The sequence below is a fragment of the Bacteroides sp. AM16-24 genome (assembly GCF_003471885.1).
Lineage (GTDB): Bacteria > Bacteroidota > Bacteroidia > Bacteroidales > Bacteroidaceae > Bacteroides.
This window is the reverse complement of sequence record NZ_QRKI01000023.1, coordinates 15040-32140: the sequence shown is the minus strand read 5'-3', so window position 1 is coordinate 32140 and position 17101 is coordinate 15040. Positions and strand designations below refer to the sequence as shown.

The 17101-nt window shown below is 39.3% G+C and carries 17 protein-coding genes and 1 pseudogene; 5 read left to right on the top strand and 13 right to left on the bottom strand.

The features are described from left to right. Positions 1 to 4 precede the first annotated feature (4 nt). The 7 genes from bioC to DW182_RS20045 all read right to left on the bottom strand — a co-directional run bounded on the left by bioC (position 5) and on the right by DW182_RS20045 (position 8044). On the bottom strand, positions 5 to 760 hold the full coding sequence (bioC, locus tag DW182_RS20075) for a malonyl-ACP O-methyltransferase BioC (protein ID WP_044534357.1): 756 nt from the start codon (positions 758 to 760) through the stop codon (positions 5 to 7). Then, positions 745 to 1443: a pimeloyl-ACP methyl esterase BioG family protein gene (locus DW182_RS20070; RefSeq protein WP_118217050.1), complete on the bottom strand. Its 699-nt coding sequence runs from the start codon at positions 1441 to 1443 to the stop codon at positions 745 to 747. The genes bioC and DW182_RS20070 overlap by 16 nt, the downstream gene beginning before the upstream one ends. Positions 1444 to 1455: 12 nt before the next feature. Further along, positions 1456 to 2610, bottom strand: a complete 1155-nt coding sequence (locus DW182_RS20065; protein WP_044534359.1) for an 8-amino-7-oxononanoate synthase — start codon at positions 2608 to 2610, stop codon at positions 1456 to 1458. Continuing rightward, positions 2607 to 4865, bottom strand: coding sequence for an adenosylmethionine--8-amino-7-oxononanoate transaminase (gene bioA, locus DW182_RS20060; protein WP_118296601.1), 2259 nt, complete (start codon positions 4863 to 4865; stop codon positions 2607 to 2609). Before bioA ends, DW182_RS20065 begins: the two co-directional genes overlap by 4 nt. Positions 4866 to 4880: 15 nt before the next feature. After that, positions 4881 to 5327 (bottom strand): hypothetical protein, encoded by a 447-nt coding sequence (locus DW182_RS20055; RefSeq protein ID WP_118296600.1) that lies wholly within the window; start codon positions 5325 to 5327, stop codon positions 4881 to 4883. Between the two features lie 113 nt (positions 5328 to 5440). Next, entirely contained in the window at positions 5441 to 5878 is a 438-nt protein-coding gene (locus DW182_RS20050) for a PepSY-like domain-containing protein (protein ID WP_118296599.1), read from the bottom strand. Positions 5879 to 5971: 93 nt separating this feature from the next. Continuing rightward, positions 5972 to 8044 (bottom strand): UvrD-helicase domain-containing protein, encoded by a 2073-nt coding sequence (locus DW182_RS20045; protein WP_118296598.1) that lies wholly within the window; start codon positions 8042 to 8044, stop codon positions 5972 to 5974. Positions 8045 to 8181: 137 nt separating this feature from the next. On the opposite strand from DW182_RS20045, the gene DW182_RS20040 reads away from it, so the two are divergent. After that, positions 8182 to 8766, top strand: a complete 585-nt coding sequence (locus tag DW182_RS20040) for a nucleotidyltransferase domain-containing protein (RefSeq protein WP_118296597.1) — start codon at positions 8182 to 8184, stop codon at positions 8764 to 8766. A gap of 19 nt (positions 8767 to 8785) precedes the next feature. Here the strand turns inward: DW182_RS20040 and DW182_RS20035 are convergent, their stop codons facing one another. The 3 genes and pseudogenes from DW182_RS20035 to DW182_RS20030 all read right to left on the bottom strand — a co-directional run. After that, positions 8786 to 9553 carry a response regulator transcription factor gene (locus tag DW182_RS20035; RefSeq protein WP_199678629.1) on the bottom strand — a complete coding sequence of 256 codons (768 nt, stop codon included), beginning with the start codon at positions 9551 to 9553 and terminating at the stop codon, positions 8786 to 8788. Between the two features lie 132 nt (positions 9554 to 9685). Continuing rightward, positions 9686 to 9793, bottom strand: a complete 108-nt coding sequence (locus DW182_RS22825; protein ID WP_158580822.1) for a hypothetical protein — start codon at positions 9791 to 9793, stop codon at positions 9686 to 9688. Between the two features lie 115 nt (positions 9794 to 9908). Then, positions 9909 to 10124: pseudogene (locus DW182_RS20030) on the bottom strand (family 43 glycosylhydrolase); the annotation flags it as partial. A gap of 384 nt (positions 10125 to 10508) precedes the next feature. Between DW182_RS20030 and DW182_RS20025 the strand changes: the two are divergent. After that, the gene (locus DW182_RS20025) at positions 10509 to 11804 is read left to right on the top strand and encodes an MATE family efflux transporter (RefSeq protein WP_118296595.1); all 1296 of its coding nucleotides are present in this window, start codon (positions 10509 to 10511) and stop codon (positions 11802 to 11804) included. Between the two features lie 602 nt (positions 11805 to 12406). Here DW182_RS20025 and DW182_RS20015 read toward each other — a convergent pair. Genes DW182_RS20015 through DW182_RS20005 form a run of 3 tightly spaced genes read right to left on the bottom strand, consistent with a single transcriptional unit; the run spans position 12407 to position 15705 of the window. Then, positions 12407 to 13948, bottom strand: a complete 1542-nt coding sequence (locus DW182_RS20015; RefSeq protein WP_118296594.1) for an SIR2 family protein — start codon at positions 13946 to 13948, stop codon at positions 12407 to 12409. Between the two features lie 11 nt (positions 13949 to 13959). Next, positions 13960 to 15324, bottom strand: a complete 1365-nt coding sequence (locus DW182_RS20010; protein ID WP_118217043.1) for a helix-turn-helix domain-containing protein — start codon at positions 15322 to 15324, stop codon at positions 13960 to 13962. Positions 15325 to 15369: 45 nt separating this feature from the next. Then, positions 15370 to 15705 (bottom strand): helix-turn-helix domain-containing protein, encoded by a 336-nt coding sequence (locus tag DW182_RS20005; protein WP_022401675.1) that lies wholly within the window; start codon positions 15703 to 15705, stop codon positions 15370 to 15372. 128 nt (positions 15706 to 15833) lie between these two features. Between DW182_RS20005 and DW182_RS20000 the strand changes: the two genes are divergently transcribed. Genes DW182_RS20000 through DW182_RS19990 form a run of 3 tightly spaced genes read left to right on the top strand, consistent with a single transcriptional unit; the run spans position 15834 to position 17020 of the window. After that, positions 15834 to 16397 (top strand): cysteine hydrolase family protein, encoded by a 564-nt coding sequence (locus DW182_RS20000; RefSeq protein WP_229101468.1) that lies wholly within the window; start codon positions 15834 to 15836, stop codon positions 16395 to 16397. Positions 16398 to 16407: 10 nt separating this feature from the next. Further along, a complete protein-coding gene (locus DW182_RS19995; protein ID WP_117652745.1) occupies positions 16408 to 16647 on the top strand; it encodes a hypothetical protein in 240 nt (79 codons plus the stop codon). Next, a complete protein-coding gene (locus DW182_RS19990; protein WP_118217041.1) occupies positions 16634 to 17020 on the top strand; it encodes an RteC domain-containing protein in 387 nt (128 codons plus the stop codon). The genes DW182_RS19995 and DW182_RS19990 overlap by 14 nt, the downstream gene beginning before the upstream one ends. Positions 17021 to 17101 lie beyond the last annotated feature (81 nt).

The following is a 17101-nucleotide window of genomic DNA, read 5'->3' as shown; positions in this document are numbered from 1 at the left end:
TGCTTTATTTGTTTTTCTTTCGTGTGACAATATAAATAGGATGGTACGTCAGAGTGACGTTGCCATCTTCTCGGCTGAACTGCTCGGTATATCCGTTGCAGAAGGTCTGTAACCGTCCTCGTGTCCATACTTTCTTTTCCGTTCCTGTTACTCCGGTTTCTTTCAGATGTTGCAATACCTGAAGTGGAGTATTAAAGGGGAGAGAAACTATTTCCTCTTCTGCGTATACAGTCTCAAAATGAGGAGCAAGCAGTTCTTTTAAGGTTTCTATCGACAGATACTCAAGTCCATGGCCTGTGAGTGTGTGGATTTCGCGCATATTTTCAGCGCCAAAGGTACTAAAAGCCAGATAACCCTCTTCCGACAGGAAACGATGACAACGGGCGAAGAACGCCTCTGGATCATTGAACCATTGCAAGGTAGAACAGGAAGTGATTAAATCCGTTCCTTCGGGAAAGTCCAAGGCTTCGGCATCCCCCGGAATGAATTGCACCATATTTTGTGAAAGCAAATCAGTAAGACATTCTCTCATTTCCGGACATAAATCATTCAGCAGCAAACTTTCCGGTTGTAGCTTGTCCAACAATAACCTGGAATAACTGCCTGTACCACATCCAAATTCTACGATACGATGAAAGAGGGAAGTATGCTCTGCCAGTAACCGTAACATTTTCTCGGCTACTTGTTGCTGTACCCGTGCTTCGCGTGAGTAGGTATCCCGTGCACGGGCAAATCGTTCTGCAATCAATCTTTTGTCCATATATCCTGCAAATAGTATCGGAACAGTTCAACTTGATAATGAGCATCTTCCGTATAATGTACCCGTATCTTTTTCCGGTTATTCTCTTCTTCTTTACGCCAGGCATTCAGTTGATTATCGGGTGGAATGATACGGTCGTTACTTCCCACTACTACTTGTTGCCAATGGAATGAAGTGGTAGGTTGTGCGAGATACATGCGTTCTATTTCAGCCAGTTCTTCTTTCAATTCTTCCAATGGTCGTCTGGGAGTAATATTCAGAAACTCTTTGAATGCCTCTCCGTTGAAGCACATCCTTCTTAGAAACTTATTTAGGGAAGAACCTGTCAAGCCTTCCAGGGTTCCGTGATAAATAACGGATGGAATGCCACACGTATCATCAATAGGATAGGGAGTACCGTTAATGGCTATGCTATTTTTGATTATGAGAGATGTATCTGCTTCCTGTAATTTATCCATTACCCGAGATGCAGCCCATACACCCATTGACCAACCGATTACATTGATTTCCTGATATGTTTTCAGCAATGAAGCATCAAAATCCAGTGTCCGGTAATCATAACAGAGCATATAGTCACTGTCCGCAGGTTGATAATCTTTGAATGGTGTTTCGTCGGCTCCCCATCCGGCAAAGAATAGCAATAGCCGGGGATGCCTGTCTTTTATTATATAAACTTGTTTCATAATCCTGTATATCTATATAATTATCTTTATCAGTTTCCTGATTTCTTCTTCCCTTATCTCCGCTGTCAACGAAAAACGAATGCGCGATGTTCCTTCCGGAACCGTAGGAGGCCGTACCGGCAAGGCATAAAACCCATGCCGTTGTAACTCTTCCGCCTTTAGAATCGTGTCTGAGCTTTTCCCTACAATCATCGGTACTATATAGCTGTCACTCGGACAAGTATATCCTTTTTCTTTTAAAGCTCTGCGAAGAATATTGCTGATATTTTTTAAATGTATTCTTCGCTCCCTGAATCCGGCCAATCGCCGCACAACAAACAAAGTCCATGCGATATTTACCGGAGGAAGAGCTGTTGTAAAAATAAGTGTCCGCATCCTGTTCACCAGATACTCCCGGATGGTGCGCCGACAAACGATATATGCTCCGGCTGATGCGGCTGCTTTGCCAAAAGTCCCTACCAGAAAATCAATCTCCCGAATACATCCGGCTTCTTCAGCACACCCCAGTCCTTGTTCACCCCGCGCTCCGAAAGCGTGTGCTTCATCCACGTAGAGTAACACATTCTCATACATACGTTTCAGTCGTACCAGTTCTTTCAGATCGGCTATATCTCCGTCCATACTGAAAATGCTTTCGGTGACAATAATCACCTGTCTGTATAACGCATGATTTTCAGCTAATAATCGTTCCAGTTGTTTCAGATCATTGTGCCGGTAACGGATACATTTTGCTGTCGAAAGTCGAATGCCGTCAATCAGGCTTGCGTGTACCAGTTTATCTGCCAGTATCAGGGTCTGTGCGTCGCTCACGGCAGGTAGAATACCTGTATTAGCGTGATAACCACTGTTGAATACCAGTGCTGCTTCAGTTCCAAAGAGTTCTGCGAGCGTCTGTTCCAGTTCCTCATAGATGGTGAAGTTACCTGTTAATAGACGTGATGAGGAAGATGTTGGCAAAAAACTGTCGGCTGTCAGTTCTTTCAGAAACTCCTCCCGCAAGGTCCGGTCTGTAGCCAGTCCCAGATAATCATTAGAGGAAAGATTTAGCATTCGCTGTCCGTTTGCGATGACATCCCGTCCTTCATGGATCAGGTCGGGTAATGTCCGCAGATTACTGCTCTCTTTCAGTTCTTGCAGCTCCTGCTGCATTTGCTCTATTATACTCATTCCATTTCTCCTATAATCTTCAACAATCCGCTTGTCAGCTTCGTCAATTGCTCCGGTTCTATGATAAACGGTGGCATGATGTATACCAGTTTTCCAAAGGGGCGTACCCAAATGCCTTCTTCCACAAATCGTTTCTGCATCCAGGCCATGTCTACCGGATCTTGTACTTCAATTACTCCGATGGCACCCAATACACGGACATCTGCTACCTGCGGAAGTAGTAGTGCTGGTTCCAGTTCACGCCACAACTGTTCTTCAATGCGGCTCACTTTTCCCTGCCAGTCATATTCCGGTGAAGTCAGCAAGCGTATGGAGGCGCATGCTACTGCACATGCCAGTGGGTTTCCCATAAATGTGGGACCATGCATGAAAGCACCCGGTGCGTGATTGGAAATCGTATCCGCTACTTTATTTGTGGTCAGCACTGCAGACAGGGTCATGTATCCTCCTGTCAATGCCTTGCCTATGCACATAATGTCTGGTTCCACGCCTGCATATTCCCAAGCAAACATCTTGCCTGTACGCCCGAATCCAGTGGCTATTTCATCAAAAATCAGTAATATATCATATTCCTTGCATATTCTGGCCGCTTCCCGCAAGAATTGCGGATGATAGAACCACATGCCGCCTGCACCCTGAACGATGGGCTCCAGAATCAGTGCTGCCAGTTCCTCATGATGTTTTTCTATAATATCCAGCAGTTCCAGTGCATCATCCGTATCCCAATCGCCATCGAACCGTGATTGCGGACGGGATGAAAAGTACCGTACCGGCAATGCCGAACCGAATAGGGAATGCATTCCAGTTATGGGATCGCATACGGACATTGCATTCCAAGTATCTCCGTGATAACCGCGTCGAATGGTTACAAAATTACTTTTTTTAGCCAGATGTGCCCAATCCGGTGCCGACTGACTCATGGCATACCAATACTGTACAGCCATCTTCATAGCTACCTCTACAGCTACCGAACCAGAGTCTGCATAAAATATCTTTTGCATGGATGGCGGTACAAGTGGTAACAGTAACTTACCCAGTTCTATGGCCGGGTCATGTGTCAGTCCACCGAACATGACGTGCGACATTTTTTCCGTTTGCTCCCGGAGAGCCTGATTCAGTACCGGGTTATTGTATCCGTGTACCATGCACCACCAGGAAGACATGCCTTCTATGAGCACCTGTCCGTTTTCCAGTGTAATGGTTGCCCCGTCTCCACGTCTCACTTTATATACAGGGAGTGGGTTGGTGGTCGATGTATAAGGATGCCATAAATGCTCCTTGTCGAATTGTGAGTCGCTGAAACGATATCCCGCATCTTCTATCAGCGCTTTGTCTTCCGAAACTTTAGATCCGAGAGTAGTTAGCAAATCTCCCACGATGGCGGAGTTTACACCTATGTACAAGGATTTTTTCACAGCTTCTTTTGTTAACTGAGAACGTCCGCCGGCAAATCGCAGATAAGCTGTCGGATTGATGAAACGGAACAAAGCAATGGTGGTCAGCACTTCTTCTTCTGTCAGTTGAGTTTGGTTTTCCAGCGGTGTTCCCGGGATGGGTTGCAACAGATTCAGGGGAATGGAAGATACTTCCAAATCTCTCAATGTAAAGGCAAATTCAATTCGTTGTTCAGCTGTCTCTCCCATACCGATGATACCGCCGCAACAGATATCCATTCCTACGCGGTGGGCGGCTGCCAGTGTCTGTAGTTTTTCTTCCTGCGTATGTGTGCTGCACAGGGTAGGGAAGTGGCTTGGGGCAGTTTCCAAATTACAATGGTAGCGCGTCACGCCTGCTGTATACAAAGCACGTAGTTCGTCTTCGTTCAGTAATCCCAGTGAAGCACAGAGTTGAATGGAACTTTTTTGCCTCATATAGCGTGCTGCTTCACACAGTTTCTCCATATTCTTTCCTGAAGGTTTCCGTCCACTGGTTACCAATGAGAAGCGTGCCACGCCTTGTGATTCGTTGTGTAGTGCATGACGCAGGCATTCCTCCTTATCCACCAGATCGTAAACATCCGCTTTCGTCTTATAGTGTGATGATTGGGCGCACCATTTGCAATTCTCAGGGCATCGGCCGGATTTTGCATTGATGATAGAACACATATCAAATTCCTGTGATGCCCGTGCGGTCGTAATCTCGTGTGCCGCTTCATAAAGGCTTTCCTTATCCGGCTGTGTAGCCAGCCATTCTGCTTCTGCCTGTGTGATGGGTACATCTTGCAGTACTTTGTTTTTCAATTCTTCTACTGTCATACTCTTACATTGGTTTTAGGAGAATACAAAACACAAATGACGCGGGGTGTGCAAATCTGAAAACAGCATTTGCATGATCCGCGTCATTTGTGTTCCACTCTTATTTATAATAGTGTTTATATCTTTCTTCCCGTCAGGACTGATGGTAGTCGGACACAATACAGACAGCAATCCTTTGAAACCGAAGATTTCAAGCATTGTTCCCAATCCGTTTTCACATCCCAATGGTATGCCTATATCTGTTTCCTGTCCTTTACCGTTATCTGTATCTTCTAGGTTTTGTCCGCCGCTTTTGCAGCCGGCCGATGTCCCGGAATTTTGTTTGGAAAGAGAACAATCTGCCACATTTTTTGGCAGACAACCAATAGTGACACAACGCCCCAGACTGGCAAATGCAGCATAGGCTTTCCGACTCCATTTCCGGAAGCGTATAGTCATTCTATAAAGTTGTCTTTTCCTCATGATATTGGGCTATCGGTATTGAACCGATAGCCGGTATTATTTTTGTTAATCGGCTGCAAATGTAACAAAAATATTTTCGTTTGTGCGACTTCTCGCAGATTACTCTGTTTTATTTAGTCATCGATATCAATTACCCGCATCTTCGAATCGAACTTGATTTCCCAACGATTAGACAGCTTCACTTCATATTCTTTTTTATCTTTCTCTATCTGTACGATCTTAGTATCCGGATAGTTAGTCTTTACATAAGTGCGGATAGCTTCCGGGATGATTTGTGCAGGAACTTCACTCTGCTGGCATTTAACTTCTGTCCATTCTCCCGCCTTATCGAATTCAACTTTTTCTCCATTAGTGAAGACTACATCGTAACTCTTATAGAACAATTCCGTTTCCTGTTTCGCCAATGCTACTTTGTGATCTTTAAAATAAGTGTTGAGGAAGGTCTGAGCCTTTGCTGGAAGTTGATTGATCTGGATGGGTTTATCATTATCTGCCATAACCATTGTGTGCATTGTGAACATACATACTAATAACAAGACTAACTTTTTCATATTCTTCTATTTTTAATAATTAATACTTTGGTTTATTATGATATTGCAAATATAGAAGGAGAATCTGGACAGAAACTGGAATAAATTTTTTTTTTAAAGTTTAAAAGCAGGAACGAATTCACTTAGTTTCCCATTGTAAGTCAGTGTCAATTTATGCATTGCCCTTGTTACGGCTACATAGAGCATACTTTTATCAATAGTTGAGTTATAATTTTTATCATTGACATGAGGAATGATAGCTTCATCAAATTCTAATCCTTTTGCCATGTGAGATGAGGTAACGATGATACCCTTCACAAAAGCGGAACTTTGATTGGATAGAAAATAAACTTCGGCAGTATATGTCTGTAGACTTTCTGCCAGCTCTTTTGCTTGTGCTTCAGTTTTACATACTATTCCGAGTGACTTATAACCGGATTTCTTGAAGGATGAAATCAGGTCGATAATACCGGAACTTTCCTTTTCTGTATTCTCAAATTGTAGGACTGAAGGGAATTCACCATGTCGCATGATTGGTTCTAATTCATTATTCGTTTGAATTTTCTGTGCAAAATCCGTAATCTCAAATGTAGAACGGTAACTTTTGCAAAGCTTCATTACTTCGCCCATAGTGAATGCTTTTCTGATCATTCCGGCAGTTGACGAACCATAAGGATTGACAGACTGGGAGGCATCTCCAAGAATTGTTTTCCGACAGGGATAAAGTTTCTGGATAACTTTGTATTGAATCGGAGAGTAATCCTGCATCTCGTCTATCAAAAGATGCTTGACACAGTATTGGGTAATATTCCCATCTAAAGCCAGATGTAAATATGCTAAAGGGGCCAGGTCAGTGTATTCCAGTATTCTGTTTTTCCGTAATTTGAATAGTTCGGGTTTACCAATCCATTCAAAGAACTCTTTATAAACTTGAAGATCATTGTTACCTGCAAACATTCTTTTTATTTCTTTCTTCAACAGATTCCTGTCGGCGGTGGTAACCGTAAAGTAGTATTGTACCTTCATCATTTCCAGGAGGTAGTCTGTCATCGCCTCAAATCGTTGACGCATGGGATAGCGATTGAAGCGTCTGAATTGCTCTTCAATATATTCAGAAGGGATAGTGATGTGCCTGGTGAGTTTTACGTCTGTAGCTTTGAAATAGTTATTCTCCATATAGAGAATAAACTTATCAAGCTGCGAAATGAAATCAAAGGAGGATTTATATTTTATCCGTTCTATGAAACCCTGAGTCGTTTTCCCAAGTAATTCCGTTACCTGTTCAAAAAAGCTCTGGTATTTGTATTTATTTTCAAGAACTCCCGAAAGAATCTGTTCCATACTGGTTTCAGGCACACTTTCTTCTCCTAACTCAGGAAGGACATTTGAGATGTAATCGCCAAAAACTTTATTGGGTGAGATTATCAGTATGTCTTTTGAAGATATATCCCCTTTCAGTGTATAGAGCAGGTAAGCGATGCGATGTAAGGCGATGGACGTTTTGCCCGATCCAGCAACTCCCTGGATAATTAGTATATGGGCTTCCTCATTGCGAATAATCCGGTTCTGTTCCCGCTGGATGGTAGTAACAATATTCCTCATTTTATCGTCTGCATTACTGCTGAGTTCTTTTTGAAGAATTTCATCGTGAACCGTCAGCGAACTTTCTATCATGTACTCCATTTTACCTTTGCGGATGCGGTACTGACGTTTGAGCGAAACATCTCCACTGATTTCACCGACGGGAGAGGTGTAAGTTGCTTCTCCCAGTTCATAATCGTAGAACATACTGGAAATAGGAGCGCGCCAGTCATATATCAGATTCATCTTGCTTTGAGAATCGTAAAATGTGTGTATACCTATATAAATAGGTAGAATATTGGCACCGTTTTTCTTTTCTTTAAAATCTATCCTCCCGAAATAAGGAATATCCAGTATCCTGCCCAGTCGCCTGCGTTTATCAATCACACTTTCACCCAGTGCAAAATGATTGAGGATACTCTCGCGCATAGAACGGATTTCATGAGGATCAATATCTTTGTTCGACCAGATATAATCTTTATATTCCTGTAAGGTTTCTACATGTTCTTTGACCGAAGTATCAGTGTTATGAATCGTATCATTTATGATACTGATGACTTGTTGCAAGTGTACTCTTTCTTGTTGCTCTGTTTGATAAAGTGTCATAGTTCTTCTAATTTTTTAGCTGAAAAGTTTGGTAAGGGTGGCAAAGTTAGTTCAATTTGTCAGATTATTAAATAGCTATTTATAGCTATATATCCATCCTTTTTTCTACATTTGCAAGTCATTTCAAAAGAAAGAATATGGATATCCTTGATCTTGCCAGGCGAAATCAGCAGAAAGCCTGGAAAATAATAGAAGACACAAAAATCATTCCGACTTGGGAAAGTGTGGGTGCCAGAGTGAATCTCGTAGGTTCTTTGAATACGGGGTTATTGATGAAACACCTGGATATTGATTTTCATATTTATACCCCACAGTTTAGTTTGTCTGACAGTTTTCAGGCGATGGTAAAATTGACAGAGAATAAATCTTTTATGAAGATGGAACATAAGAATCTGTTGGATACTGAGGCGGAATGTGTGGAGTGGCATGCCTGGTATCGGGATGCAGATAATGAGCTTTGGCAGATTGATATGATCCATATTCTGGAAGGTTCCCGGTATGACGGCTATTTTGAAAAGTTTGCTGAACGGCTTTCTGCTGTTCTGACTGAGGAAACAAAGTATGCTATTTTAAAACTGAAATATGAGACTTCTGAGTCGGAAAAGATTATGGGAGTGGAATACTACGTAGCTGTTATTCGGGATGGCATACGCAGTTATGAGGAATTCATGGAATGGAGAATCCAACATCCGGTTACAGGCGTTATGACCTGGATGCCGTAAATAAGGTATTTCTTCCGGGTTAGCTTAGTACCCCCAATTCCAATCCTGCATTGATAGCCTCTATCGAATTTTGTACTCCTAATTTATGCAGAAGGTTTTGTCGGTGAATATGAACCGTATGAATACTTATGCGGAGATTATAAGCTATTTCTTTACTCAACAGCCCTTTTTGGATAAGCTGTAAAATCTCCAGTTCACGCTGTGTCAAATGGATTCGTGGATTCGTAAGTAAGGTAGGGGAGAAAGTCTGTCCATTCTTTAGATTTAATACAGTACAATCTACCTGATCCGAATCTTTTTGATTCGGTGCGATATCCATGCTCCCGAGTATGAGCCATGCTTTCCCGGTACTGTCTTTTTCTAAAACTTGTAGCCTGCTGATAACCCGTACATACTGCTGCCTGGTATTTTGTACCCGGTAACTGTAGATATTGGAATAATCATTCCTCTGCTCCGGAGGCAGACTATAAATGAATTGACTTAACCGAATCTGCAAGGCTTGCAATTGTTGTTGGTCATCGGGGTGGATGCGAGATTCCAAATAATCTCCCTGTCTCTCCAATGTAGCTATCTTATGGCTGTCATAACCCAGTAAGTCTACAAAGTTAGAGGAGGCAAAGGCATATCTGAACTTATATACATCCACCACAAAGGTACAGCTTTGGTTAAGGCGGGACATTTGGTGGAGCATTAATTTATCACGCTCCCAGATGCTATAGTCAATATCGGCAGCAGATAAATTCTGTCTGACCCACATTTCCTCTCTTGTAATGTCGGTTGGTTTCATACAGGATAGTTCTTTGATTGCAAAAGTATAACAAGTAACTGTTTATCCTTGCATGTCTATCCTGCTTTTTTGTTATTTTCCCTATATTTAAAGGTCATGCGTAATTATTCATTACTTTGATATTCAAAGAAGTCAGTCTTCACTGACGGAATTAGGACGTACATTAATAATCAGCTTGCCATTTTCTAGTTGATACCATTTTTCAAAAGGTGTTCGTAGAAAGTTCCAACAGAAACGCAATGAATCCTCATCAAATTCGTCTCTTACCGGTTCTTTCTTAAATACTACAGGGGTTAATTCGGTAGCTTTTTCAGTAGCAAGTACACGTCCTACTGTTTGAATGCTTCAATCTGTCTTTCATTTGTAGTTGGGAAGGACGATTTAGTACATATCCTATTTGCTGCCAATACATCAGGTCTTTACTGTGAAAGACAGGAATTCCGGGGAACCATTCGAAGCTGGAAGCTACCAAGTAATAGTCGTTTCCTACTCGGCAGATACTGGGATCGGGATGAAATCCGGAGACGATAGGATTCTTAAAAGTGGCTGTTTCATGATTCTGTCCTTTCATCGATATTGGCCATCCGGTAAGTGATCCGATAAAAATAAGAAGAGAAAGATTTTTTTATATTGTCATTATGTATTATTTAATCTGAAAGCAAATGTAAGGGGAAATTTGGGACATGGAATAGTAGTCATTTGTCTAAAAATAGCTCTATTTGATTATTTTTGCTATATTTGGCGTGTGAAATTCAAATAAAACGATTGTTCAACTTATGAAGCACCAACTCTGTATATAGCTACGCTCCACGAATAGCACCTTCCAATAAAAGCTATTCTGCTATTTGACGGATTTCTGTAGTTCGTCACAGAGTTTTCATACCTGATTTATTTATATCGAGTGGCATGCGGCTATGTATATAGTTGTGTGGCATGCGCTTATTCTAGTGGAATAATGAATTATACCTATAAACAAATATGTCTCATCAATTTTCCTGTAATGATGAGCATGCTGATGGAGCAATTAATCAATATTACTGATGCTATTTTTCTGGGACATGTGGGCGAAGTGGAGTTAGGAGCTTCTGCACTTGCAAGTGTTTATTATCTGGTCATTTATATGCTGGGATTTGGTTTCAGTCTCGGTTTGCAGGTCATGATTGCCCGCAGGAACGGGGAGCAAAGATACAAAGAAACGGGAAAAACCTTTTTCCAAGGTCTATTCTTTTTGAGCGGGTTGGCCGTATTCTTAAGTTTTACTTCCTATGTGTTGTCACCTGTTATCTTGAAGTTTTTTATTCATTCTCCAGAGATTTATAAAACTGTGGTCGACTATCTGGAGTGGAGATGTTTCGGCCTGTTATTCTCTTTTCCGTTTCTTGCATTTCGCGCTTTCTTTGTTGGGATTACGAAAACGAGAGTATTGTCGTGGGCAGCTACTCTCGCAGTTCTTATCAACATCCCATGTAATTACTTGTTTATTTTCAGTTTTAATTGGGGGATTTCAGGGGCGGCAATAGCTTCTTTACTGGCTGAAGCCAGTTCTTTATTGATATTGGTTATCTACGTCTTCTTGCAAATGAACAAAGAGAATTGGGGGTTAAGACTTGTTTACGATGGGAAACTATTAAAGTCACTTTTTCATTTATCTGTATGGAGCATGATGCATGCTTTCATTAGTGTTATTCCGTGGTTTCTCTTTTTTGTGGCTATTGCACGGTTGGGGGAAGTACAATTGGCTGTATCCAATATAATCAGAAGTATTTCTACTGTTTTCTTTGTGATAGTCAATTCTTTTGCAGCCACTACCGGTTCGCTGGTCAGTAACCTGATTGGTGCGGGAGAGGGGAAAAGCATGTTCCGGCTTTGTGGTAAAATCCTCAGATTAGGATATGCAGTTGGCTTTCCCCTAATAATTATTGCTCTGTTATTAAATAAGCAAGTTGTCGGATTTTATACAGATAATCCTGCATTGATAGAGTTTGCTTATTATCCGTTTATTGTAATGTTACTGAATTATACATTTGCTCTGCCCGGTTATGTTTTTATGCATGCAGTAACAGGTACAGGCAATACCCGGATTGCATTTATTTTTCAGATATCCACTATAGCTTTCTATCTGGTTTACCTATATCTGTTGAGTTATAGTTTCATTGCTACCCTTCCGGTATATCTGATGGCTGAGTATCTGTTTGTGATTCTCTTGGGTGTACAATCTTACATATACCTGAAAATGAAGCAGCATCGATAAAGATCAATATCTCTATTTGATGGGTAGAGTAACAATCATTCGTGTACCTTCCTTATATGCAGGATATATTTTTATCTCTCTAGCAAGCCGTTTTGTGATGAGCCGGCAGAGATACAATCCCAGTCTATTGCCGGGCATAAAAGTGTCAAACTTGGAGAAGCGATTGAAAACTTTTAATATCAAAAAGATGTGTGCAAAAATGCTAAAAGCAAGAAAAGAGGGCATTACTGTTGCTAAATCTATGTTTATTGGACTATTTATACCCCGGTACAATTGGAAAATAACAACTTGTTACCAAATCAATGAGAAAAAAGTCGCATAGGCAAAAGAAAAGATAACAGGACTATAAACTATAAAAAATGAGGTTGTGCCAGCGTTTTGACACAACCTCTTTTTCTTGAAAGTGGTGCCACCAGCAACCGAAAGTCGGTTTGTATGACACTATTTCTCAATAAGTTATATCTTTATCACGATGTTAGTCCCTTGAATAAGGTTTTCACAGCTTTGCACCGTTCGACATCAGTTTGTATCTTGGGTACGATTTCTGAATGCAAAGTTAGTGATTTAGTTTAATATTATACTATGAAAAGAGTCTTTTATTGTTAAAATCCATACGCTATCATATCATAGTAACAAACAAGCTTTCTATAATAGCTTTTATATTTACCGTTATTAATCATATAATAATCAAAATTTTCAACAAGAAATTCTCTGATTAGCTTAATATCGTCTGGTCTTATTTTAGCATACATAACAAAAAAACAAATTTTGTCTTTATCAAATTGTTTGATTATATCAGATACATTTTTTTTACTATATTTTTGAAGATACATTTTTTTATAAGCTTTGCTTTCTAATTTTTCTTTCTTGTATAATTCGAGCCCTTTATATGGTGATTTTTTCATTTCCTCAATCGAAGAAATTCCTACATCTCTTAGGAACTTGAACTTAGGAACATAACCTGGACATTCGGGTATCGATATTTTTAAGATATTATCCGAATCTAAATGTGCTTTGTTTATACCTAACACATCTTGTATGATTTCATTTATGCCAATAGATGTATATCCAATAGAAGAAGGTTGATTAGAAACAACACCAACTCCCCATAAAAATTCAATATCAAACGTATTTTCTATATTGTTACCATCGATTACTGCCATCTTATTCTTTGGGTCTTGTGTTAGAATTAGTTCGTAGAACTGTTCTTTGCAGAATCTTAGAACTTTTGTTGGTATTTTTCTTTGTATTGAATTTATAGCATAATATATTGGTTCATAGTCAAATGCAGAAATAATAGTTATAGGAAGATTTATATCTCCAATAACCATAGATGACTCACTAATTACAGGGATTGCATTGGGGGTTTCATTGAATTCCACAAAAATGAGATTGTTCTGTAGTAATTTCATTTTTTCAGAATTTAAGCATAGTACTATAGAGGAAATTAGCGCTATAATATTAGGGTCATTTAAAGAGTATCCTATGAATATTATGGGATGTTCGACAAAAAGAGTTATTAATTTAGCTGCTAGATAAGGATTTTTATTAGCAAACATATCATAGTCTTTTTGAGTAACAACTAACGATTCTGGTATAGTAATAGAACCATGTATTTTGAAGATTTCTCCCATTAACATACTATCAGAAAATAATAATTCTTCTTGTCCGATGTAGATTTTATAGTCAGGGAATACTTGGTCAATAAAGGTGTCCCAGTTAGTCGTGATTATGCCATCTATGTTTAGTTTCTGAAGTATTTCAATTTCTTTTGTTAGGGTTTTATAATCTGATAAATAGGGCTTTATCTTAGATTGGAGATATTCAGAAATTGCATATTTAAATGCTGACTCTTCAGAACAAAACATATCTCCATATTTCTGACAGAAATGAGAAAAGACATCATCCTCCCATATTTTCTTTTGGAAATCTTTTGCTATCAATGTGGCGACTAAAGGTAATACACCATTAGCATTTGAATTATAATAACCATATGGTTTACCTATCTGTTTAGCAAAAACTTTCAATAGTTCATCCCATTTTTCTAGGCCTATATATCTTCTGGAAAATCCAGAACCAAGGAAAAGAAAAGGTGATGTTGCCTTTTTTGATAAAATATTTATTAGTTTATTTTCAAAGTTCATAGTAGTATATTTTATTTTAAATAGTATCCACCATTTTTTTGTGCTCCTCTAAATTCTATCAGTCCTAATTTCACCAAAGAATTTAAATAGCGTTTAGCACTAGGAATACTCTTATTTATTAATTCCGCTATCTTGGACGAATTAAGTCCCGGATATAGTTTGATAATGTTTAGTACTTCTCGTTCCTTTAAATTTATAGTATCATTTACGGTATCATTTACGGTATCATTCTTGATGCTGACTCCTCTTTTAAACACTGCTGTAAACATTCCCTCTGTGTGAAATTCTGGTTCGGGCAGATTCGCCTCCTTCATGGCTTCCTGCATACGAGGAATACCGGACGCAACTCTTTCAACCAAGTGCATACGGGTAAATAACCCAAATATTAGAGGGTTACGTGTCATGCTTTTATGCCCGAAATCTTTAGCTACAACAGGTAAAAGTCCTCCGGGATTGGAAATCTCTACCCGGTCATCAAACATTTCTATCATAATGCTTGCGCCTTGTTCGTAGTAATCACGGTGCGACAGTGCGTTTATAATGGCTTCTTTAAATACAGTCAGAGGTATTTCCCAAATTTCCTCTCTTGGTCCTGCTCCCTCTATTTTATAAGCTACTTGCAGTTTGCTTTCCAGCCAAGACATTGCCTGTAAATACTGTTGGTACAATGAACCTCCGAAAGCTTTATCATCTATAATATAGACTTTATTCGTCCCCTTGAAAAGAACACACCTTGTAATAGCGTGTGGAAACTTTCGTTCAGGTTGTTTTCCAAAGAACATCGCCGCACCGTTCTTTGCCGTTCCATTCTCGGTAAACAGTTCCAAGTTCTCAAATATTTGTTTGTCGGGTGTGGACGGACTTAGTTTGGCTTCTGTTCGGAAATCCTTAATCATCTGTTCGTCTGCATCCATGTAGATATTGAACCAATGGCAGGGTATATGGTCGAAAAAGATTTTGTTACACTCCTGAAAGAAGCTGCGCATTTCTTCGGCTGTGTGAAGTTTCTGTGAGTTTGCCCCCTCACGGACATAGATAGAACCGGAAAATATATAAGGTTTATCCTTGCCGGACGGAACATCAATCACCCAAACAGTTTTATTCACAAGATTTACGGAATACAATTCACAGTGAAGTGCAGGAGATATTTCGCTGATAGAACCTTGAATGGCAGAACGCTTATCGTTTTCTAAGTTAGTATCTACCACTTGCCCGTTATCATCTACTCCAATAAGCAAATATCCTCCCTCTGCATTGGCGAAAGCACATATTTCCTCTGTCAGTTCACGAACCTTTGAAGGAACACGAACTTTAAACTCCACATTATAGCCCTCTCCACTGTCAATGAGTGATTGTATGGTTTCTGTATTCAGCATAAGTTTTTATGACGATGATACAAAATTAGTTATTATGAAAATTAATCAATTCTCGTTTTCTTCAGCCATTTTTTTATATCCCCAATCAACCAAATATTTAATGAATGGAATAAGCTCCTTGCCTGTCTCGGTTAAAGAGTATTCGACTTTTGGGGGAACTTGGGGATACATTTCACGATGAATCAAATTATCCATTTCCAACTCTCTCAAGGTTTGTGTGAGCATCTTTGTACTTATGTCGGATATTTCACGGCTCAGTTCACCATATCGCATAACCGTATGTTTTGACAGAGCCCAAAGAATACGTCCTTTATATTTCCCTCCTATCCGTTGGAAAGCAAAATCAAGCACACAAATATCTTTTTTAATGTTCTTATTCATTTTTATTTGAGCACATTAATTTGATAATCAATATTCGATACCTTTTAGTCTGTATCATACTAAATTGTACATACTTGATACAAAGATAGTAAACATTTAACTTTGTGGGAAATATTAAAAGCATAAAAATGAAAAAACAGAAAGCATTAATTCTTATAGACCTCCAAAATGATTATTTTGAAGGTGGATTATATCCACTGGTAGGCAGTTTGGATGCTGTATTAAAAGCGCAAAAACTTATACATTATTTTAGGTTAAATTCCCTACCAGTTATATATATACGGCATATTTCATCTAGACAGGATGCAACTTTTTTTCTACCTGATACTATAGGGGCAGAAATACATAGCAGTGTTGCTCCGATAAAAAACGAAGATATAATTATTAAACATTCTCCGAACAGTTTTTATCAGACAGAATTAAATAATTTGTTACAATCTAAAAATATCACAGATGTAGTTATTTGTGGTATGATGACACACATGTGCGTGGATGCTACCGTAAGAGCAGCTAAAGACTTGGGATATAAATGCACTATAATACAGGACGCTTGCGCTACTAAAGCTTTAGAATTTCAAGACTTTAAGGTAGAAGCAGAAAAAGTGCAAGCTGTTTTTTTAGCTGCATTAACACCATTTTATGCCACTGTTAAATCGACTGATGAGTACATAAAATCATGTTTAACACTTTAAATTAAAGAAAATGAAAAGAATCCTTGAATTGAGTATATTTCAGTTGTTATCTGAATATACTCAACACAAAGCATCTGTTGCAGAGTTGACAGATGCTATCAATGAATTGACTGCTTATTTGGTAGAAATAAGTACAGTAGAACAGGATTATGCAGTTCTATTACGTTATTATTCAATGGGATTAAACAGGCTCAAATTGTATCGTATGCAATTTGGGCAAAAGGAAAATACCCTTTATGCAATTTATTGATGAAGCAATAGGAATAATAAATACAGAAATTTATATTATAAGGTTACGAATTAAATATCCCGAACAGTTTAGGACACATTTTAATACACAACAACTATCTCCTCTCTACTTGGCTGATAAAACAAACTTGATTGACATCATGGAAATGGTAAGCGGTCTGTTCCTCTCCAAAGACATCGTGTATCAGAACGGTAAGCCCGCCTACTTAGTGGACTTGGCGAAAGCCTTTGAATGGCTGTTCAACATCAGGATAGGCGACTGTTACCAAAAACATGAGGACGTGATAAAACGAAAGCCGGGCAAACTGACCGGGTTTCTTAATGGATTGGTAGAACTTATCAAAAAGGAACATGACAAGAAAGGATATAGATAATCAGTAACTTATGATTTATTTATAGGGGATTCCATTAGTTCCCCCGTAATTTCTTTGCGCCTGTTTTCTGAACTTTGCTTC

What these genes read in the sequence shown, in the direction of transcription:
- DW182_RS19995 (WP_117652745.1), top strand. Translation starts at nt 16,408, where the DNA reads ATGAAAAGAATCCTTGAATTGAGTATATTTCAGTTGTTATCTGAATAT.
- DW182_RS20015 (WP_118296594.1), bottom strand. Translation starts at nt 13,948, where the DNA reads ATGAACTTTGAAAATAAACTAATAAATATTTTATCAAAAAAGGCAACA.
- DW182_RS20005 (WP_022401675.1), bottom strand. Translation starts at nt 15,705, where the DNA reads ATGAATAAGAACATTAAAAAAGATATTTGTGTGCTTGATTTTGCTTTC.
- DW182_RS20040 (WP_118296597.1), top strand. Translation starts at nt 8,182, where the DNA reads ATGGATATCCTTGATCTTGCCAGGCGAAATCAGCAGAAAGCCTGGAAA.
- DW182_RS19990 (WP_118217041.1), top strand. Translation starts at nt 16,634, where the DNA reads ATGCAATTTATTGATGAAGCAATAGGAATAATAAATACAGAAATTTAT.
- DW182_RS20025 (WP_118296595.1), top strand. Translation starts at nt 10,509, where the DNA reads ATGAATTATACCTATAAACAAATATGTCTCATCAATTTTCCTGTAATG.
- DW182_RS20035 (WP_199678629.1), bottom strand. Translation starts at nt 9,553, where the DNA reads ATGAAACCAACCGACATTACAAGAGAGGAAATGTGGGTCAGACAGAAT.
- bioA (WP_118296601.1), bottom strand. Translation starts at nt 4,865, where the DNA reads ATGACAGTAGAAGAATTGAAAAACAAAGTACTGCAAGATGTACCCATC.
- DW182_RS20045 (WP_118296598.1), bottom strand. Translation starts at nt 8,044, where the DNA reads ATGACACTTTATCAAACAGAGCAACAAGAAAGAGTACACTTGCAACAA.
- DW182_RS20070 (WP_118217050.1), bottom strand. Translation starts at nt 1,443, where the DNA reads ATGAAACAAGTTTATATAATAAAAGACAGGCATCCCCGGCTATTGCTA.
- DW182_RS20000 (WP_229101468.1), top strand. Translation starts at nt 15,834, where the DNA reads ATGAAAAAACAGAAAGCATTAATTCTTATAGACCTCCAAAATGATTAT.
- DW182_RS20010 (WP_118217043.1), bottom strand. Translation starts at nt 15,324, where the DNA reads ATGCTGAATACAGAAACCATACAATCACTCATTGACAGTGGAGAGGGC.
- DW182_RS20065 (WP_044534359.1), bottom strand. Translation starts at nt 2,610, where the DNA reads ATGAGTATAATAGAGCAAATGCAGCAGGAGCTGCAAGAACTGAAAGAG.
- DW182_RS20050 (WP_118296599.1), bottom strand. Translation starts at nt 5,878, where the DNA reads ATGAAAAAGTTAGTCTTGTTATTAGTATGTATGTTCACAATGCACACA.
- DW182_RS20055 (WP_118296600.1), bottom strand. Translation starts at nt 5,327, where the DNA reads ATGAGGAAAAGACAACTTTATAGAATGACTATACGCTTCCGGAAATGG.
- bioC (WP_044534357.1), bottom strand. Translation starts at nt 760, where the DNA reads ATGGACAAAAGATTGATTGCAGAACGATTTGCCCGTGCACGGGATACC.